Raw genomic sequence first — 19,282 nt, 5'->3', positions numbered from 1 at the left:
ACCAACAATATACAATGTGATATTATATAAAACAATATATTGTCATTGTGTAAATTGATTTAGTTCCTATGCCTGATACTGAACATCTCGATCTCAACAAAATGCGCGATTCCGCTGGCCAGGCGGCAGCGATGCTGCGCTCCCTGGCCAATCAGGACCGATTGCTACTTCTATGTCAGCTCAGCCAGGAAGAGTTAAATGTAGGCGAATTGGAAGAGCGCCTAGGTATTCATCAGCCAAGCCTGTCCCAACAACTGGGTGTCCTCCGTCGCGAAGGCCTGGTCGAAACACGCCGCGAGGGAAAAAACGTCTTCTACCGGGTTGCAGACCCGCGAGTACTCGCCCTGCTGCAAACCCTTTACCAGCTCTACTGTGCGGAGTAATCCCATGACCATCGATTGGACCGCTTTCACTCCAGGCTCCGCACTCGCAGGGGGGCTGCTGATTGGCCTCGCCAGTGCCGCTTTACTCGCCTTCAACGGTCGTATCGCAGGGATCTCCGGCATCATTGGCGGACTGCTTGACCAAATCCAGGGTTCCCTGTGGCGCCTGGCCTTTATCGGGGGGCTATTGATAAGCCCTCTTGCCTGGAAAATCTTTGCAACAGTGCCCGACATTGATATCCAGGCAGGTTATCCCACCTTAATTGCAGCGGGATTACTGGTGGGCCTGGGCACGCGGATGGCTTCCGGTTGTACCAGTGGCCATGGTGTTTGCGGCTTGTCCCGACTCTCCACTCGCTCGCTAACCGCCACCCTGATATTTATGGCTGCGGGCTTCGCAACCGTGTTTCTAATGCGACACTTCCTGATCGGCCAGCTGGGGCAATGATGATGAAAACCAATATCAGCGCACTTTTGGCCGGGCTCACTTTCGGCCTGGGGTTATTGCTCTCCGGTATGGCCAACCCGGAGAAAGTTCTGGGCTTCCTAGATTTAGCCGGCGCCTGGGACCCCTCTCTGGGATTGGTGATGTTTGGCGCTATCGCTGTGGGCCTGCCACTATTCCATTTCATCAGACGGCGGGGACAGTCTATCTGGAAGCAACCGCTTCACCTGCCGGCAAGTAACCGGGTTGATCGCCGATTGGTATTGGGCAGCCTTCTATTTGGCGCCGGCTGGGGACTGGCGGGATTTTGCCCCGGACCGGCGATTGTCGCTACTGGGGCGGGACAACTTAAAGCGGTAATTTTTACGCTCGCCATGCTCACGGGTATGGGGATATTCCAACTCTTCGGGATCAAGCGCACTGCCGCAGTGGAGTAACTTGCGCCCAAGCACAACGGTGAGGCAGCCGCCGTCTATCTTGTTTGAGCAGTTCACACAATTGCGGCAGGAAGAGAGCGGAAACAAGTGTAAGGATGCGGCTACTCCACCTAATCCCTCCATGGCTTCGACGCTACCAGCCCAAGTGGCTGGTGGGAGATAGTGTTGCCGCCCTCCTGGCCAGCATGATGCTGATCCCACAGGCCCTCGCCTATGCCGCACTTGCCGGCTTGCCCCCTTATCTAGGGCTCTACGCTGGGCTGCTCCCATTAATAGGATACGCACTGTTTGGCTCCAGCTCGGTGCTGTCCGTCGGCCCGGTGGCCGTGCTCGCCCTAATGACCGCTTCAGCTCTCACCCCCATAGCCTCACCGGGAAGTCCCGAGTACATTTCCGGCGCCATATTATTAGCGCTCTTGAGTGGAGTAATCCTGCTACTAATGGGGTTTCTTGGCCTCGGCAGCCTCGCCAACCTCTTGAGCCTTCCAGTTGTTGACGGTTTTGTCTCCGGCGCCGCGCTGCTGATTATTGCCGGGCAGATTGCCCCCTTACTGGGAATATCAAGCAATGGGGATACGGTTCTCGAGATATTGATCAGCACCTTTAACCATCTGCCCGAAACCGATCGGGAAGCAGCTCTGCTGGGGCTCATTGCACTGGCCAGCTTAATTGCCGCCCGACTAGGTTTGCCCTTCCTGCTCAGAAAAATCGGGGTCGGCCCAGCACGATCCAAGTTGCTTTCGCGGTTGGCGCCCATGCTTATCGTGGTGATTGCCATTGTGCTCACCGCTATTTTTCACTGGGAGAAGGAATTACCCGTTGTGGGGGTTATTCCCGCTGGCCTACCGCACCTAAGTATCCCCTCTATTAACCCGGGGCTGATTTACAAACTGCTTTTGCCCGCCCTGATTATTGCCCTGCTCGGCTTTGTCGAAAGCTTATCTATTGCTCACTCTATCGCCCAGCGGCGCGGCGAGAAGCTCAACACTAATGCGGAGCTGAGGGGGCTGGGCGCCTCCAACCTTCTCAGCGCATTTTCAGGAGGGTTTGCGGTAACCGGCAGCTTTGCACGGACAGCCGTTAATGATGAGAGTGGAGCAAAAACCCCCCTCAGCGGCGTGATAGCCGCAGTGCTAATCGCCCTGCTACTTCTGTATGCCACCAAAGTCTTTACCGAACTGCCAATCTGCGTGCTAGCTGCCACCATCATTGTTGCAGCCGCAAACCTGATCAACTTCCAGGGTATGGCCCACCACTGGCGCTACGACCGCACCGATGGACTGGCTATGGCCGGCACATTTCTCGGGGTAGTGTTTTTTGGCGTGGAGACCGGGATTGCCCTGGGCGTCGGGCTCTCATTCGCCACATTGATCTGGCGAGCCAGCCGGCCACATATCGCTGTTGTGGGGCGTGTACCGGGTACTGAGCAATTCCGCAATGTACTTCGCCATACGGTGAAAACCGACTCTGAGATTTTGTTCCTGCGTATTGATGAGAACCTGTTTTTTAGCAACATCAATGCGATTGAGGAGCGACTTTTTGTAGAGATAAAGCGACATCGCAATACCCGCCATATGGTGCTGATCTTATCGTCTGTTAACCGGATCGACAGCACAGCGATAGAGCGTCTGTTACAAGTAAACCGGGATTTACAGAATCGAAATATCCAGCTGCATCTGGCTGAGGTAAAGGGGGCTGTACTGGATCGCCTGGGCCACTCCAAGTTACTGCAGGAATTGAGCGGCCGCGTGTTCCTCTCCCCCTACATCGCAGAGCTTGCTCTGCGCCACCATCAAATCTCCGATAGCGACAAACCATCCGAATAAGGTTGCGCGACTTGTAAGACAGCATCAAACACTGGCAAAATATCCAGTATTTGAGCAAAGAGCGCGATGGGCGGAAATAACCTTACCTCTGAACAACAGGCAATTGCAGATCATGCCGGTGGTCACGCCAAGATCATTGCCGTTGCCGGCTCTGGCAAAACCACTGCTCTGTTGCACTACATAAAGAACCGCCTTGATGCAGGTATCGCCCCCGAACGACTGCTGGTATTAATGTACAACCGCAGTGCTCGGGAGGACTTCGACCGCCGCTTACGGCAGCTGACTGAAGGCTCGACACCAGCGGTACATACCTTTCACAGTGTTGGATATCGTTTATACCAACGCATGATCGCCAATGATCAAATCGCTGCTGCCAACCTATCCCCCCTGCCCCAATCCACAATCCAATTACAAATCTGGAAGGCCATTGAAGAGTGCGCGCCTACCCACGAACTCGAAGAGATTAGAGCACGGAAGCAATCTGAGATTGAGGCCGCTGAATTTTTTATCGACTACACCAAAACGATTCTGTCGGGAGATCTCAGCGCATTTCAGGAACTGAAGCTCGGTGATGAATACATGTATTTTCTGCAGGTGTTTCGCACTTTTGAAGCTTGGCGCCGCAGCCAAAATGCGGTTACCTACGCCGATCTGATTTATGACCCAGCCATACTGCTCAGCATGGATGAGGAGATGGCCGAGCAGTACGGCAGTTATTACGAAGACATCCTGGTGGATGAATACCAGGATATCAATGAGATACAGCACTTTTTATTGCGAGTTCTCTACGGAAAATCTGGCAACGTCATCGCGATTGGCGACCCAGACCAAACCATTTATGAATGGCGCGGCTCCAAACCGGATTTCCTGCTCACATTTTTCGATGGGGATTTTCCCCCCTCGAATATTTATCACCTGAGCCGCACTTTCCGTTATGGCCACCAGCTATCCTTGGCCGCCAATCACTTTATTGAGAACAATCGCGATCGCGCCGATATATTCTGTGTTTCAGCCAATGAAGATCAGCAAACAGAAATCGAGTTGGTAAAAACCGATAAGGAGGGGCGCTGGCTTGTAGAGCACCTGCGCCGATGTCAAAAGCAAGGTCAGTCACTCAGGGATGTCGCCGTATTGGTGCGGCTGTGGTCTATCGCCGCTCCTATTGAACTGGCACTGCTGGCCAATAATATTCCCTACCGCTCAGCAAGTCGCAACACCGTCCTTTCGCGCCGGGAGCTCCGCCCCTTATTTTGGAGTTTAAATATTGCCTCCGGTCGATTCGCCGAACTTCCTCCCAAGCGTCGCCAGCAGGGACTTTACGAATGGCTGACCTCTCCCCATGTGCGTATTCCGCGCAAAGTCCTGGAGCCCATCTGTTCATCTCTGGCAGCGCTGGACAAAGGCTGGGGCAAGAAGCTGATTGCCCTACTACCTGAAAACCTGAGCAAGCCCCAGACCAAACGCTTGCGCCAACGGGCAGACCTGCTTACCCAGATCGAGAGCTGGCGCGGTCACGCTGGAGAGCTACTGCGTCGCCATATCGGTGAACTGGAACTTCTCAGCGGAATCGCTGACGACGCCTTCACCCGCCAACAAGGGGAGGAGAGACAACAAACCATCCTCGCTTTCTGCAAATACCTGGACACTCTGAAGCAGCCGCCCGCTGAAGCCCTGGCACATCTACAAGAGCTGCAACGCCAACACCGGGAGGGCGAACAAACCGAAGCGGGTGCTATACAGATAACGACTATGCACCAGGCTAAAGGTTTGGAGTGGGAACAAGTGATTATCCCCACCCTCACCCAGCACAATATGCCCTATCAGCCCCAACGGGACTTCAGCACACCCGCGTCACTGGAGAGCGAACGCCGCTTGATGTACGTGGCGATGACCCGCGCCAAGTCAAAACTCTTCTTGTTGGCCCCTGCAGAAGACCCCAAAAAGAATGATCCCGAGGCTTCGCAGCCTTCATTATTTATTAATGAAATGCAGCTTCCTTTAAGTAAATTGATGGCAGACTCCCTTAAGGAGCGCCCGGAAAAAATCGACACTGATGTGCCGGTTTCACGCCAAGCGCTCCACTATTTAGAAGCTTGCGATTACAACCCCACTATCAGTGCACCCCGGGCACCAATGCGAAAACCAGAACCTGGAGAGGGGCTGCGGCATCGAAAACTTGGCTATGGAAGGGTTTTGGGATGGGAGGACAAGCGTATCGAGGTTTTATTTAGCGATGGAAAAGCTCGGCGGTTTGATTGGGAGACTTTGTCACAGTATCTGATGTAGCAATACCTAGGAACGTGCGTACCAAAAAAATTAATTCACTCCGCTGTTATCAGGTTACCTAATGCAAATATCTATCAAGAGCCTTCTTCATAATCATCTTTCCCAACTGCTTTCCATTACGACTAAAATTCCACAGGAAATATTTCACAAGCAGCTGGCACCTGACATGTTCAGCTTAGCCGAGAATGCAAAAATTGCAGCCAATTTTTCTCTTCGCGGATACTGCCCACTCGTTGATCAGAAAATTGCGACATTTGAAGAAGATGGGGATACAAAGGAAATTATTCTGAGAACTATCCAGAAAACACTAAATTATCTAGATTCTTTACCCGAAGTAACCGATCTGGACAGCAGTAGAAGAATCAATGATAAAGCAGGTTTTACAACCGTGGATCTCCCACAGCCACAATATATCCATCAATATATACTTCCAAACTTTCTATTCCACACAAGCATGGTTTATGCAATTGCACGCCACTGTGGTGTAACCCTTAGTAAAGGCGATTTTGATGGGTTCCACAGCTATCCGACTGAATTTAGCTTTATGTAAAACTCACCAAAATACTTCAACACCAAATTCTACCAGCTCTTTACTATCAAACTACTTCGCCGAACATACCCCCTCACGGCATTAACCAGAATATCACCATGAGCTGTAACTATTACTATGGTGCTAAAAATTCAGACTCAGAAAATTTCACCTCATTTAAAATAACTTGACCAGGTTCATAAAAAAAATATAAACGCGATACAATTCGACATCCACACCAAACTTTTCATGGAATAGAAGTAACCGGTATGAAAATATCTAAACTATTATTAGTCCCCTTAGCCCTGACAATCTCTAATGGCTCTTTAGCCGAAGAGAGCCCATTTTATATGGGCTTTGGCCTAGGCTACTATGACCTTGATGGCCAGAAAACTCTATCCGGCAACTACCTTGAGGGGCAGCGCTTCGGCGATCAAACAAATTCTGTCAATATTTATTTGGGCTATAAATTTAGCCCTCACTTCTCTTTGGAAGCTGCATACAGCAATTTTGGCAGCGCCTCTGACAAATATTTCGCCTCGGGCACCTATTATGACGAATCGGAGGAAGAGTACAGACACTTTTACTACGAGGAAGACGAAACACTTGAAGTCAGCAGTTTTCAGCTGAATGGTGTCGCTCACTACCCGGTTCTCGAAAAACTGACCTTGAGTGCGAATCTTGGTATTTCCTACACCAGGGTTGACAGTGAGTTCAGACCTTACGGTTATTGGGCCCCAGAAGTTGAAAGGTACAGTGAAAAAGATGTGGACCTAACTTACGGCCTTGGTGCTACCTATGACTTTACCGATAAATTTTCAGGAAAGCTTCAGTGGAAGACAATCGATAACGACATTGTAGCCGTTAACGGGTTTGACCTATCACTGGAAGCCCGCTTCTAATCCACCTTGCAAGTAGTAGGGGCTACAGAGAAAGCAGCTGCAGCTCCCTTCACTTACCAGAGTTAAAAACAATCAAATGCCTCTCAGCCACCTAGAGGTAGCCGGGAGCCAATCGGCAACCAAGAAAATCTCGGCCTGCACTAAATACCCCCAAAATGCCTAATCTTTAGCCAACACAATGATTTTTAAGGATTTTTTCATTCTTTAGGTTGACTTGCACCAGGGGCATCTATAATATCCGCACCCGTAACGCGCTCGTAGCTCAGCTGGATAGAGTACCTGGCTACGAACCAGGCGGTCGGAGGTTCGAATCCTCCCGAGCGCGCCATACAAACAAAGGGCTTATGCTTAACGGCGTAAGCCCTTTTTTGTTATAGCGCGGTAGAACCCGCATGCATATATCACCGCCAGTACTACCTTTATGCCTGAGTCGGCCCCATCGCCATCAACTCCCCCAGAACTCCACCACTAGGCATCAGTCATCGGGCCGTAACACAAGAACTTCTGGGAAGTATTCCTCACCTTGAACCCATTGCTGAGAGCTAGTGATGGAATTGGCGGCTCACTGCCAGAAACATAAATTGCCGGTGTTACAGATAAATTTATACAAGCAGGGGCTGAGCCAGTTCCTCCTTCCCAAGAAGAAAGCCAGCGATTGGGTAAGTACTAGGTTTTAACTGAGCCCCATTAGCAACAATTAAGTGGGCGAACCCCAGTCGACAAATAGCCAACGAAAAGCCATTATCAGGTGTAATAGAATTACGCATCAACACTCTCTGCTGAAGAGCAATAATCATACTCCCTCGCGTACAGACCATTTTAGATGTTAGATAAATTGAGGCGCGAGCTTCTCGATGATATAACCTATCCCCTCCACATCAACTCATGAATGCAAATGATGCTCTCAACACCACCACCCCATAAGCAATACACCTTATAGTGTCGACTCAATAATTCACAACTTAGCTAACATTACTATGCTAATAGAAACGTAAGATCAAAACAGCCACCATAATCCAGATTGACTGATTGCAAGCAGCCCTCTTTTACACTTGCTGGCGGGATCATAATTATCCCAAAAGGAATGACGCAGGCATAAATTACATCGCTTATAGTTAATGAGCACAGAACATGACACGTTTCCTATCTTTTCTGACATGGAAAAAAATACTTGTCGGTTATTTTTCAGTAATCTTCATCTTTGCTGCAATATATAGTGAATGTGACTCCTGTATAAATGAAAAGCTCGACTTCACAAAAAGTATCTACTTCAGCATTGTAACAATAACAACTTTGGGCTATGGAGAAATTTACCCTGTCAATGAGCTCGGTTACCTACTAACCTCCATTGAAACACTGACGGGAATTGCAACATTTGGGCTACTATTGAATGAATTTACAAAATACCAATCAAACCGACAAGAAAAATTAAGACAAGAAAAAAGAGTCGAACAATTAAAAAATGCATACCACTATTTTCGAGTTCATATGGCCGACTTTTGTGCCGCGGCTATCAGCACCATAACCCACAAAGAACAAGCCCCAACATCCTATGACATGATGGGTTTTAGAGCATATTTGGAGAACAATAATAATAGAAATGCAAATATCCTTAAGGAAGCCCTTCCTCGAGACTACAAGTTCAGAGCAATGGTCATGACGGAATACAAAATATACGCCCGACAAATAGAATTGGCTTGCTCAACGATAAATCTCCACGATACAAGGCTATTGGACTTCTTCTATACCCATATAAGCCAGTCTGTCCGACTTGAAGCTGTGAGTGAAGCATCAGAGACCTTATCGGAAACTCTATTCAATCTAATCAATGACATTATGGCAGGAGTCGATGCAAATGGAGACAGGCGTGACCGAGACATATATATGGGTTATATCAATTCACTAGAATCGCACGTTAGCCAAGGCTAATAAACCGCCAAGAGGTTAAGGGCAAACTAGATCCAAGCCTTAATATTTATCTCAACCATAAGTCATCCTGTTCGGGGTATACAAGGGCCCCACCTAAATAACAGATACTGCCGGACATGCTATATCCAGCTTCCAAAGTTCCAATTCAAGTATTATTTATCAGTAGCAAGTAGCAATTTTTCGAATTGTACTACGATTTAAGTCGGGAGAGGTCTGCTTAATGGCCTTTCATCTTCGCTGACAATATCCACTACTTAAAACCTAAGATAATTTTTAATAGAAGATATTACTTGGAATTTAATGGGCACTAAAACCTGAACTTTCTTCCTAGTAATTTAACACTGAGTTCCTATGGCAACTTCAACTCAGATCACCAACACTTTCCCTGCACCGATTGACCTGATCAAGATGTCGCGAGAAGGATGGCTGCACCGGGGTTACCCAAAGGGCTTCCCGTGAGACGAGTGACAGAGCATAAATGGGGTCAAGTTGCGTGAAGTCTTTCGCCAGACGCCTCCTACAATTTGATAGCCTCCTTTGCAGTATTTGGCTACAACTGCCCTTAGCGCCACTCAAAACAGCCCCCAATTTTGAAACTATCAACTTCCCCTTAGAGGGCAACATAACCAAGTATGCGCATCCTACTGATATCAATCCAACTACTATTTCCATTTACACCCTAGAGGTCGCACTATGAAAGCAAATTTTTTAGTTATGGCAGTTGCACTTACTACTTTCAGTGCACATCTACAGGCAAATAATAATACTTCCATTGTACAGCAGACCGGTACCGGCAACATGGCAATGACGGATCAATCCGACTCAAGCACTCAGAACAGCACCATTCTACAAGTGCAAAATGGCAACAATAATTTCTCTGAAGCAATCCAATTTGGAGCTACCCTTGATAGCTCCATCAGCCATACACAAATAGGCAACGCAAATACCACTCTAAACTTAGAGCAGGAAAATGCTGAATTATCCAGTATGACTATCCTACAGAATGGTGATGGAAACACACTGTCAAATTTTCAGATTGATTCTATTGGAACGACATTATCCCAGACACTTTTTGGGATCAATAATGGAACAGCCGGCACGCAAATTCGCTCTTCTAATGACACTGCCATCTCCTTACAACAAGGCGATTCTAATACTACCTTGCTCACCCAAATAGATAGCACCAATAATTTCATGAATATGACTCAGGATGGCACTAACAATGTCGGAGTATCTATACAGATTGAAAGCTCACTGGGTACCGTTCAAATTTTACAAATCGGAGATCAAAATGAGAGTGGAATATCTCACAGCTTAAGCATTTCTGATTTTGCCAGCTCTACACAATTTGGCACTGGAAATATATTCAGCCTTGGTCAGAGTGCAGGCGGTAATAATTTTGCTATTGGAGATCAAGTTGGTGAGCTAAATACCGTGTCAGCCAATCAATCCAACAGTTCCTTTAGCCAATTAAATATAAGCCAACAAGGCATGCAAAATTCACAAACACTGTTTCAGACAGGCTCACAAATTAACTCATGGACCACCCAAAGTGGCATGGAGAACTCTGTAATGTCGAATCAGAGCGGAATGAACCACACTTTAACATCCCTTCAAAACGGGACCCTGAACAGCCTCACAGCTAGCCAAAGTGGAACCTCACAACTTGCCAATGTGACCCAGCTGGGAACAAGCAATAGCGGAACGATCAGTCAGTAGTCGCCGCAAAGCCTCAAAAGCCTCTTATAACCTCTAGAAAGCCCTACCCACGGCTCCTGAGCCAAATCCCTTTGTGAGAAAACAGAAACAGACAAACAGGTTTTACGGTCACCAAACACCAAAAAAGTGCTTCATATGAAAAAAATGCTTGACTCTACCTACACCAATCTATATTGTGCGCCTCCTCGACGCGCTCGTAGCTCAGCTGGATAGAGTACCTGGCTACGAACCAGGCGGTCGGAGGTTCGAATCCTCCCGAGCGCGCCATTTTCAAGGGGCTTACGTTTTTTGACGTAAGCCCCTTTTTTATTGCGACAACCTCAACACCAAAACACAGCTAGGCTTTGGACTATGGAAACAAGGAGAAGTTTTCAGGGGTTAGCGCCATGGATATCACGACTCTGAATGTACTTAAGCAGCTAGGTTTGTTAGCCGCAGTCTTTACCCTATCTACGGCCGCACTGGCCATTGAATGCGGCGACACTATATCTGAGCCCACCACTCTATCTCAGGACCTGAATTGCGAGTTGAGTATCGCCAATCCTGTAGCACTCACCATTGTAGGCCCATCAGGGAGCCTGAATATGGCGGGGTTTGAGCTTAGCTGCGTATCGCTGGACCCAACCCAAACAGATTTCTACGCAATAGACCTCCAGGGCACCGCAGCATATCTCAGCAACGGCCAACTAACCAACTGCACCAATGGTGTCATCACCTCCAGCTCAGGCTTCCACTCCATCTCCAATATGGAAATAAATAGCGCTGTAAGAAATGCAATTTTACTATTCGGCAACGGCAATACCATCACCAACGTCGATATTACAGGTCCTGCTACTTCAACCATCTCTGATGGTATTGAGGTTTTTGGCGATTACAACACCATTAGTCGCAGTACGGTACTAGGAGGCGGAGACGAAGGCATTGAAATCCTGGGAGACTATAACAATATCTCCTTTACTACCGTTTCTGGGTTTAGCGAGGACGGCTTCGAGATTGACGGCAACTTCACATTTGTATCTAACAGCATCATTGAGAATAACGGTGAAGCTGGAATCCTGATAAACGGTAATTTCAACAACATAGCAAGTAACAATGTGGCGGATAATGGGCAGGTGGGCATTAATCTAAGTGGCGGCTCAAGCAATTCGATTGCAAGCAACACGGTATCCAATAATGGGCTCTCGGTACTACCAAGCAATGGCGGTATTATCGTTACTGACTCGAATAGCTTAAACAACCGGATTACCGGGAATACCCTAAACGGCAATCAGCAATTTGACCTCGCAGATCCCTTTGACCCCGACTGCAATGAAAGAAATCTTTGGAGTGGAAACCAGTTCACTACTTCAGACCCCACATGCTTAGACTAACTACCCAAACTAGAGACGTGGCTTGCGCTGCAAGGCCGGACACCTCCAGTCTCACGAAGGCTATATCCGGGATTTAAACAGAAGCAAATAAGACTCAAGTACCAAAATTACTGTTCAAAGTTAAACCAAGTTGAATCAAGAGTCTCAATAGTTAAAAATGCATGAGGAGCTGTCAAAATCAGAAGTAAGGGACTACATGACTGATATCCTCAAAGATATACTTCAGTTCGTACAGAATGTGGGGCTTAAGAATGGCCTCTTTGTCATATTTTTCATCTTTGCGCATTACCTCCTCTTCTGGATGTACAGTGGGCGCCTGAAGGACCGACAAGTTGAAATTGACCGGCTTGCAGCAGATAATAAAGAATATAGGGACAGGTTTTTAAAGTTGATGGACAACGCCTTCTCTTATTCACCTCCCACTAGGAAAAACGCGCCCAAGAAGCCAATTAATGAAAAGGAGTTTGAGTAGTGCTCTATCTATTGCCGGCAATTGCTCTTGTCTTCATTTTCGCAAAAATGTATCAGCTTCTGGAAGTAAAGAAGCATGATCAACACTTATTTGAGTTTTGTCAGCTGCGGAGAGATACGATCAGCTATCTCTCCGATTCTTATACCGACCTATCAAGAAATGATTACATAGCCTTACGCAAGATCAATGATGCACTCAGCACCATCATTGCCGGCTATAAAGAGCACAGAACGGTTGTGTTTAATCTCAGGTTATTTTCAGAGTATGTCAATCAGCTAAAAGCCTTTGAGAAAAAGGCCGAGAAGATATCAACTAGCAATCCAGATATACAAGAGTTACTAAACAGAGTTCATCAGTCTATATTTAATGCCTTTCTGGCATTTACCCCCTACCTAAAATCAGAACTCGCGTTCAATGTAGTGATGAAATTGATCTCTCTGGGGGTAAATGCCGGGGCCAATTCATTCAGGGCACATTTGCTAAGCCTTAAAGAAGCCAAAACCCTGCTTAATACATTTAAAAAGCATTCCTCCCCTTGCTGAGCACCTCTTTTTCAGCCACCGAGAGCTTTTCAGCTATTTGCATGGCAAGCGCTATCAAGGGCAAACTTTGATACCAGCCAGTACGCCAAGCGCTGATATCAATTCTGCTGGGAGTCAGCCAATAAGGCTGGACTCTATGGACACTCAAGATTCTATTCGTGAAAAGTAACTAAAGGCGGAATTTTCAGTCAAGCAAAAAGCACTGAAAAATTAATGGGTTAATACAGAAATACACTTATTTTTGGAATGTTTAATATCCCAAATTAGGACAGCACTCCATCCAGCATCAAACTATTGATATTTAACTAAATAGTCATCTTCAGCTCATATTAAACCATTCGGTCATCGTCGATATATCGATAATTTCGAAAAAATCGATATACGAAATAATCATTACCAGAAAACTGAAAATAAGACGCACAGATCTATAAATCGCACTTTTTTCTCACCGAAAGCCCTTACAACCGAGAAAAAACTACGGACCGTTCAACCCATAAAAAGTAATATCATACGTTTCTTCCGCCCCCCTTCTTACCCGACAAAACCCGCCCTCTCCATTTAGTCAATATCAAAGATTCGGTGTCTATATCCTTGCGACGTAAATACCTTATAGGTGCAGAAATGGAACTCAGTTATATCCTTATTATATGTACAGTGATCATCGTGATTTTCACTACCTGCGCCTATCTGTACAACTACATTCTTACAGCAAGCGCAACATTTTATCGCTCACCAGTGCAAGAGGATGAGACTGCGATACGCAATCATCTCAATGATAAAGATACGATCAACATACTTGTCATTGACGGTGGTGGTATCCGTGGACTCATACCACTATATGTCATTAAGCACTTGGAAAAAGCACTGGGGCAACCAGTTGACGAGCTTTTCGATGTGTTTAGTGGTGTCTCGACGGGCGCTGTCATTGTTACCGGGTTGAATGTCCGCTCATCTCACCTGGCTAAAAACTATGCCAATGTCGATTCAAAAACAGACTTGCTTATTAACTTATACAAGTCGAAAAGTAATTATCTGTTTTCAACCCCTTGGTATCATAAACTGCTTACGGCATCCGGTCTTTTTTCTCCAAAATATTTGGGTCGCCGCCTTCACAAAGTGATGGAGAAGCACTATACACCAGAGCTTAACTTCACCGATTTGAAAAATTATGTGATTATCCCCTCACTCAGTGTAAATACTGGTGAACTTCACCTCTTCAAAAACCGAGGAGGAGATACCAGTGAGCTTCCTACCAACAGCCTATATCAACTGGTCACAGCTGCAGTTAGTGGGGTTTCACTGTTTCCCCCAGTTGGCTTTATGGCTGACAGCAAAGAAGTGGGCCATAAATACTTTGCCGACGCAGGTATTTCTGCCAACAACCCTGCAAGTGTTGCGCTCCTGGATATCATCAAAGAGTTCCCTCACAAGAACTACTATGTGCTGATTCTTGGGTCCGGCACCTCCCCGCTAACCAGTTCGCAGGTGAAATATAAAGACCTGAAAAACTGGGGCATACTACAGTGGGCACGAGATGCTATCTCAAGTGTTCAAAGATCAATGGATGAGCAGCAATTGCACGCCCTGGAAATTGCTTCATTACTCTCCAACAATGTAAAGATCAAATATGACTATCTCAATGTAGAGGTAACTGAACCCCATGTCGGTCTATTTGAATACGACAATATCGATTCACTCAAGATTCACTCAGATCGACTCATTAAAAACAATAAACAGAAAATACAACAGGTAATTGACCAATTGGCCACTGCCAACGGATAAAAATCTCATCACAATGTAAGGCGGCAACTCAACAAAACGGTTGCCGCCTAATCTAAGGACAGTGGCATTCACTCTATCAGAAAATACACGCTTAGCACCCACCACCCTCTCACCCGCCTGCCAGCAAACCAACCAACAAATATTTTACTGATTTATCGCTAGTGACATTACTCTTCAGGAGCAAAATCAAACGGCGTTTAACCATGCCAAAGCTTCGCTATCTAATCACAATTCTAATTACACTGACTTCCTGCCTCTTTGTGAATGTAAGAGCTGGAGAACTTCATGATCGTGAGGCTCGAAACAGGTGTATAAAAACCTGTAAGAATAGCTACTATGACTGCATTAGAGATAATGAAAATCAAGACTGGTGCGTAGAGAAGAAGATCCACTGCGATAATATATGCTATGAGTACGAAGAAGATCGCTGGCGCTGGTATCGGGATAAATCTTCCAACCATTAACCAATAAACAGATATATGTAAGCCGTCCTATAGGACATCAAAGCAACATAGGATAGCTGTGCATTAAGCGTATATTTTGCTAAGATCCAGGTCCTGCATAAATTATCTACCAATAAGAAAATATGAAAATCCTCTCTATAAACGTATCCAAAAAAGTAGATTGCGAATACAAGGGTAAAACTGTAACAACGGGGATCTTCAAGAAGCCAGTCCAAGGAAAAGTTTTTGTTGGAAAGAATAATTTGGAAGGAGATGAGCAGGCAGACTTAAAAAATCATGGCGGCAAAGATATGGCCATATATGCGTTTTCTAATGACCACTACCCTTACTGGGAAGACCTGTTAGGCAGAAAGAGCCTTAAGTATGGCGCATTTGGTGAGAATTTAACGGTAGAAGGGCTTCGAGAACAAAATATCTTTGTTGGAGATCAATTCCGCATAGGCAGTTGTATCCTTGAGGTAAGTCAACCCAGAATACCCTGCTTTAAGTTAAGCATGGCCCTAGATAATGACGCTGCAGCCAAGATTCTCACTAGTAGCTTTAATTGCGGTGTATATTTTAGGGTTGTTAAGGAGGGGCATATTAAAGAAGGGATTTCGATTTGTAAGATAGCTGAAGCTCCAAACTCAATCGACATACGATCTATGTTCAGAGCTTTTTTTGATAAGCAATTTCCCAATACCAAGCAAGTACTCCAGGCTGCAAGTCAGCTACAACCCTTATCCAAAGAGTGGAGAGAGAAAGCTGTAAGGCGGCTCTCTAAGCTCTGACAATTGAGCAACTTATCACATCAGCCTACTAGCTATGTTCCCTCCGAAAGTGAGTCTCCATGAGGGCTATATAGTAAAAGTTAAAACCCGGCACTACCCCGGACTTAAATACTTTAGTAGTAGTTTTTTGGCGAAAAGTACTAACTTATTAAACAAACAAGAATTAATAGGCTTCCTCAACTTGATACTACTGCGCGAGCTGTACTCGAATACCCCCTATTGCCACCTACCAATATATCTGCGGATAAAATGATAGCTATTATCAGGCATGCAAAAACTTAAACTGATCCTGTCAGAATTGGCCTTGGCTAAAGGATTCACTCATGTACTTGGATGCGCCCAACACCCAGGAATTTTATACTAATATCACAAACACTAACCATTTAAAACCTTACATCAAACTACAGTTTATTATATACCCTGCAAAATTTAACATAGGGCTTCGAAGATATTAACAAATAAAAAGCAAATGAAAAAACAACTACCACCCAAGTATACTGAATAAGATATAAAATCCATAAATATATAATAAACGGCAGAACTAGCACAGATAATTTCTTAATCCCAATACTGGCAATATGCAATGATGCATAAATACAAATAAGTACTGACAAAGAGGCGCACACCAACAAAAGGGATGATGAAGTTATGGTAATCATGAGCACCCCCAGTACAGCAAAGACAGCAGCCCCAAAGTATCTCGTACCAGGTTCAAGTGCTCCCATGCTAATGGGGGCGGCCATATATCCAACTATATGATAGCCAGATACGATCACCATAAGTGCTGCCCAACTATCAGCATGAGCAAGTACAACTGCTGCTATCAACCAATTTGTAAGCATCGAGCGCCTTGATAAATTATGTACAGGATCTAAAACAGCTAACCATCGCGGCATTTGCCCTACAGAGGCCATTGCAAATAGAATTCTTGACGAGGCCCCCAAATAAGTATATCCAGATGCCGAGGGACTTATCACACTGTCTGCGAGTAGTATCATTGCAAGAAAGTGCAAGCCAAGCAGTGTCGCCAAGTCCAAAAGCGGCGAGTCAAAATTAATCCCTTGCCAACCACCATTTTCCACCAGAAGATCGTTCGGCACTGAGGCCATAAAAGCATATTGCAATGCAAGATAAACAAGCGTCATTATTGTAATTGATAAAGTAACGGCTAAAGGAATATTACGCTTGGGATGTTTTATCTCACTGGCAAAGGCAACACTGATCTGAAAGCCATTAAACGAATATATTAGACCTGCCCCAATAACAGCGGAAAAAGCGCTTCCAAACCCAAACTCCTGATTAGAGTCAATTGAAAAATTTGACCCACTTGTATCACTACTAAATACAACTATAAGCAATACAACTATTGCAAAGGTGGGAGTAAATATCTTTAGAACAGTGACAACATTATTGATCTTGGCAAGAAACCGTATTCCATAATAGTTAATCAGCAAATATACAAAAAGAATACTTAACGCGAGAACCTTCCCCCACGGAGTCAAGGTATGATTGTCAATTAACAAAGAGGAATCTATAGCAGATGAGAGGTATTGGGTAGTTGCCTGAGCCTCGGTCGCAACAACCATTAATGTGCCAAACCAGTTAGCAAACGCAAATGGCATTCCAAAAATACTATTGTGCGACAATGCACTGGATTGAGCGAGGGCTCCTCGGACTGGGTAGAATGCAACGACACGGCTTAGGCACAAGCCAACCATCAAGACCAAAAGCGCCGCTAATATCCAGGCTCCAAAAGCCCAATTACCTGCATAGTTTGCCGTAAGCTGCGCACTAAACAACCAGCCCGAACCTATCATACAGGTGGCACTAAGCAGCGTAGCACTCAACAGAGAAACGCGTTTTTTTCCGCCTTTGGCACAACCCATATCGACCGTTTTCTATAGTGTTATGCAGGCGTCTTCTCTATTTAATCTGATAGCTCCTGCTACTAGTATCTTTAGTTTAGCCAGCCCAGTTCATTTCAACCAAAAACAGTAAGTTATCTCTTTCTACTTCAGGTATAAGTCAAAATTAAAAATGGAGATATTGTATAGAAGCCTTTAAAGGCCTTATATAAATTTGGCATGAGCATCAACTCGCCTTTCCAAAAGCTTAGGGCTGCCTGCCGGGAGGCACGTTCAACATATGCAGCAACGGAAGTTAACGCAACTATACAGAGGGCTGAAGGAAATCCCAGCGGTTGCATCTTTCAACATCAAGGTATTCTTTCAAGATTGACGCCATACGCCCCCGCATCCGCCAGAATTTTTCTGGCACATAGTTAGTCGCAAAAGCTATAGAGGCCTTACATTCAGGAACAACTAAAAGGTAAGCCGTAGCCGCATCATCAGTCACGCCACCGTGATGCAGTACCAACCATGGCTTATCTTGCTCCCCTAGATTTATGCCACCCACCCGCAATCGAGGAAATATTTTTTCTCTTTGATTTCTTCACTATGTAATTAGGCGTAGTCAACGCAAAACTTGGATTCAATAGATCAATTATTTTTTATATCGACACGCTCTTCAATTATACAGAGACATACTTGACCCATCTCGCATTGGAGCATCCATAAGGGGTGCCCCATATAAGTTGCTAAAGTAGCGCAGCTATTGCTATATCGAGGCTATCAAAATTTGGGTAAGTTCTTTGGGCATATCTAGCATCACATCATGACCACAGGGAAGGTTTATCGTCTCCCAACCAAGTTCTCTCTGGGCTCTCTCAAAGAACGGCCTACCAATTCCTGGTGCCCAGCCCGACGCATAGATGTATCGGTGCCGAGCTACTTGCTTCCATAAGCCCTGTAGTTGAATCGGTTGCTCAAATGATCCGAGAGGATGGTCGACACAGCGCCGATCCACCCATGCCTGATCTTGAATGTTAACCCCGAAATCTATTGCAGGACTTGGCGCTACGCGAAATCCATCACCCTGAGTTCTGGCAATATCCTGAAAACTCAACCCGACCTCTACAGGCAAAAGATCTAAGACATTTTGCCCATCCTCTGGAACTAAGGCATCAAGATAGACAAGGGATCGTATATGCTGGTGCACCTTATCAGCCACACCGGTTATTACCACTCCACCATAACTGTGGCCACACAAGACAATATCCGTTAACTCTTCACATGCGATAACACCCAGAATGTCTTGTATATGCGTATCCAGGTTGACTGTGCCATCTAAAAGGTGCGCCCTTTCTCCAAGCCCCGTCAGAGTTGGGCTATAAACCTCATGGCCGTACCGCCTAAGAAACGCTGATACCCGCCTCCAACACCAGCCTCCCTGCCAAGCACCGTGTACCAGAACAAATGTCGCCATAAAGACTTAACCCCACAACCAGGCACTCCACCTGTATGAATTATCGCCACTTTTAGCTTCCACCCCCATCCCAAATGATAAACGGTTGACAGGTGTAGGACG

16 protein-coding genes and 2 tRNA genes are annotated in these 19,282 nt (G+C 45.9%); 16 read left to right on the top strand and 2 right to left on the bottom strand.

Going from position 1 to position 19,282, the window contains the following annotated elements; all coding sequences use genetic code 11:
* Positions 1 to 68: 68 nt before the first annotated feature.
* The 16 genes from ACJJIR_RS07075 to ACJJIR_RS07000 all read left to right on the top strand — a co-directional run bounded on the left by ACJJIR_RS07075 (position 69) and on the right by ACJJIR_RS07000 (position 15,856).
* Complete coding sequence (locus tag ACJJIR_RS07075; protein ID WP_282932131.1) at positions 69 to 383, top strand: ArsR/SmtB family transcription factor; 315 nt, start codon at positions 69 to 71, stop codon at positions 381 to 383.
* Between the two features lie 4 nt (positions 384 to 387).
* Positions 388 to 831, top strand: coding sequence for a YeeE/YedE family protein (locus ACJJIR_RS07070; RefSeq protein WP_444907798.1), 444 nt, complete (start codon positions 388 to 390; stop codon positions 829 to 831).
* Complete coding sequence (locus ACJJIR_RS07065) at positions 831 to 1,265, top strand: DUF6691 family protein (RefSeq protein ID WP_444907797.1); 435 nt, start codon at positions 831 to 833, stop codon at positions 1,263 to 1,265. The genes ACJJIR_RS07070 and ACJJIR_RS07065 overlap by 1 nt, the downstream gene beginning before the upstream one ends.
* Positions 1,266 to 1,360: 95 nt before the next feature.
* Positions 1,361 to 3,091 (top strand): SulP family inorganic anion transporter, encoded by a 1,731-nt coding sequence (locus ACJJIR_RS07060; RefSeq protein ID WP_444907796.1) that lies wholly within the window; start codon positions 1,361 to 1,363, stop codon positions 3,089 to 3,091.
* Between the two features lie 66 nt (positions 3,092 to 3,157).
* Entirely contained in the window at positions 3,158 to 5,377 is a 2,220-nt protein-coding gene (locus ACJJIR_RS07055; RefSeq protein WP_444907795.1) for an ATP-dependent helicase, read from the top strand.
* Between the two features lie 61 nt (positions 5,378 to 5,438).
* A complete protein-coding gene (locus ACJJIR_RS07050; protein ID WP_444907794.1) occupies positions 5,439 to 5,927 on the top strand; it encodes a DUF1993 family protein in 489 nt (162 codons plus the stop codon).
* A 248-nt stretch (positions 5,928 to 6,175) separates the two neighbouring features.
* On the top strand, positions 6,176 to 6,808 hold the full coding sequence (locus ACJJIR_RS07045; RefSeq protein ID WP_444907793.1) for an outer membrane beta-barrel protein: 633 nt from the start codon (positions 6,176 to 6,178) through the stop codon (positions 6,806 to 6,808).
* Positions 6,809 to 7,059: 251 nt separating this feature from the next.
* A tRNA-Arg gene (locus ACJJIR_RS07040) sits at positions 7,060 to 7,136 on the top strand.
* Between the two features lie 803 nt (positions 7,137 to 7,939).
* Positions 7,940 to 8,737, top strand: a complete 798-nt coding sequence (locus ACJJIR_RS07035) for a potassium channel family protein (RefSeq protein ID WP_444907792.1) — start codon at positions 7,940 to 7,942, stop codon at positions 8,735 to 8,737.
* Positions 8,738 to 9,430: 693 nt separating this feature from the next.
* Complete coding sequence (locus ACJJIR_RS07030) at positions 9,431 to 10,456, top strand: serine-rich family protein (RefSeq protein ID WP_444897852.1); 1,026 nt, start codon at positions 9,431 to 9,433, stop codon at positions 10,454 to 10,456.
* Positions 10,457 to 10,646: 190 nt separating this feature from the next.
* Positions 10,647 to 10,723: transfer RNA gene (locus ACJJIR_RS07025), tRNA-Arg, on the top strand.
* A 119-nt stretch (positions 10,724 to 10,842) separates the two neighbouring features.
* The gene (locus ACJJIR_RS07020; RefSeq protein ID WP_444907791.1) at positions 10,843 to 11,826 is read left to right on the top strand and encodes a right-handed parallel beta-helix repeat-containing protein; all 984 of its coding nucleotides are present in this window, start codon (positions 10,843 to 10,845) and stop codon (positions 11,824 to 11,826) included.
* 157 nt (positions 11,827 to 11,983) lie between these two features.
* Complete coding sequence (locus ACJJIR_RS07015; RefSeq protein WP_413662626.1) at positions 11,984 to 12,298, top strand: hypothetical protein; 315 nt, start codon at positions 11,984 to 11,986, stop codon at positions 12,296 to 12,298.
* Entirely contained in the window at positions 12,298 to 12,840 is a 543-nt protein-coding gene (locus tag ACJJIR_RS07010) for a hypothetical protein (protein WP_444907790.1), read from the top strand. The genes ACJJIR_RS07015 and ACJJIR_RS07010 overlap by 1 nt, the downstream gene beginning before the upstream one ends.
* Before the next feature lie 621 nt (positions 12,841 to 13,461).
* Entirely contained in the window at positions 13,462 to 14,622 is a 1,161-nt protein-coding gene (locus tag ACJJIR_RS07005) for a patatin-like phospholipase family protein (RefSeq protein WP_444907789.1), read from the top strand.
* A gap of 586 nt (positions 14,623 to 15,208) precedes the next feature.
* Positions 15,209 to 15,856, top strand: a complete 648-nt coding sequence (locus ACJJIR_RS07000; protein WP_444907788.1) for an MOSC domain-containing protein — start codon at positions 15,209 to 15,211, stop codon at positions 15,854 to 15,856.
* Positions 15,857 to 16,257: 401 nt separating this feature from the next.
* On the opposite strand, the gene ACJJIR_RS06995 is transcribed toward ACJJIR_RS07000, so the two are convergent.
* Together ACJJIR_RS06995 and ACJJIR_RS06990 are read right to left on the bottom strand one after the other, a co-directional pair.
* Positions 16,258 to 17,742, bottom strand: coding sequence for an APC family permease (locus ACJJIR_RS06995; protein ID WP_444907787.1), 1,485 nt, complete (start codon positions 17,740 to 17,742; stop codon positions 16,258 to 16,260).
* A gap of 730 nt (positions 17,743 to 18,472) precedes the next feature.
* On the bottom strand, positions 18,473 to 19,180 hold the full coding sequence (locus tag ACJJIR_RS06990) for an alpha/beta hydrolase (protein ID WP_444907786.1): 708 nt from the start codon (positions 19,178 to 19,180) through the stop codon (positions 18,473 to 18,475).
* Positions 19,181 to 19,282 lie beyond the last annotated feature (102 nt).

It is taken from the genome of Microbulbifer maximicatervae (SeqCode) (assembly GCF_052467385.1).
The sequence above is the reverse complement of the archived record's forward strand: the minus strand, read 5'-3'. Positions and strand labels throughout refer to the sequence as shown.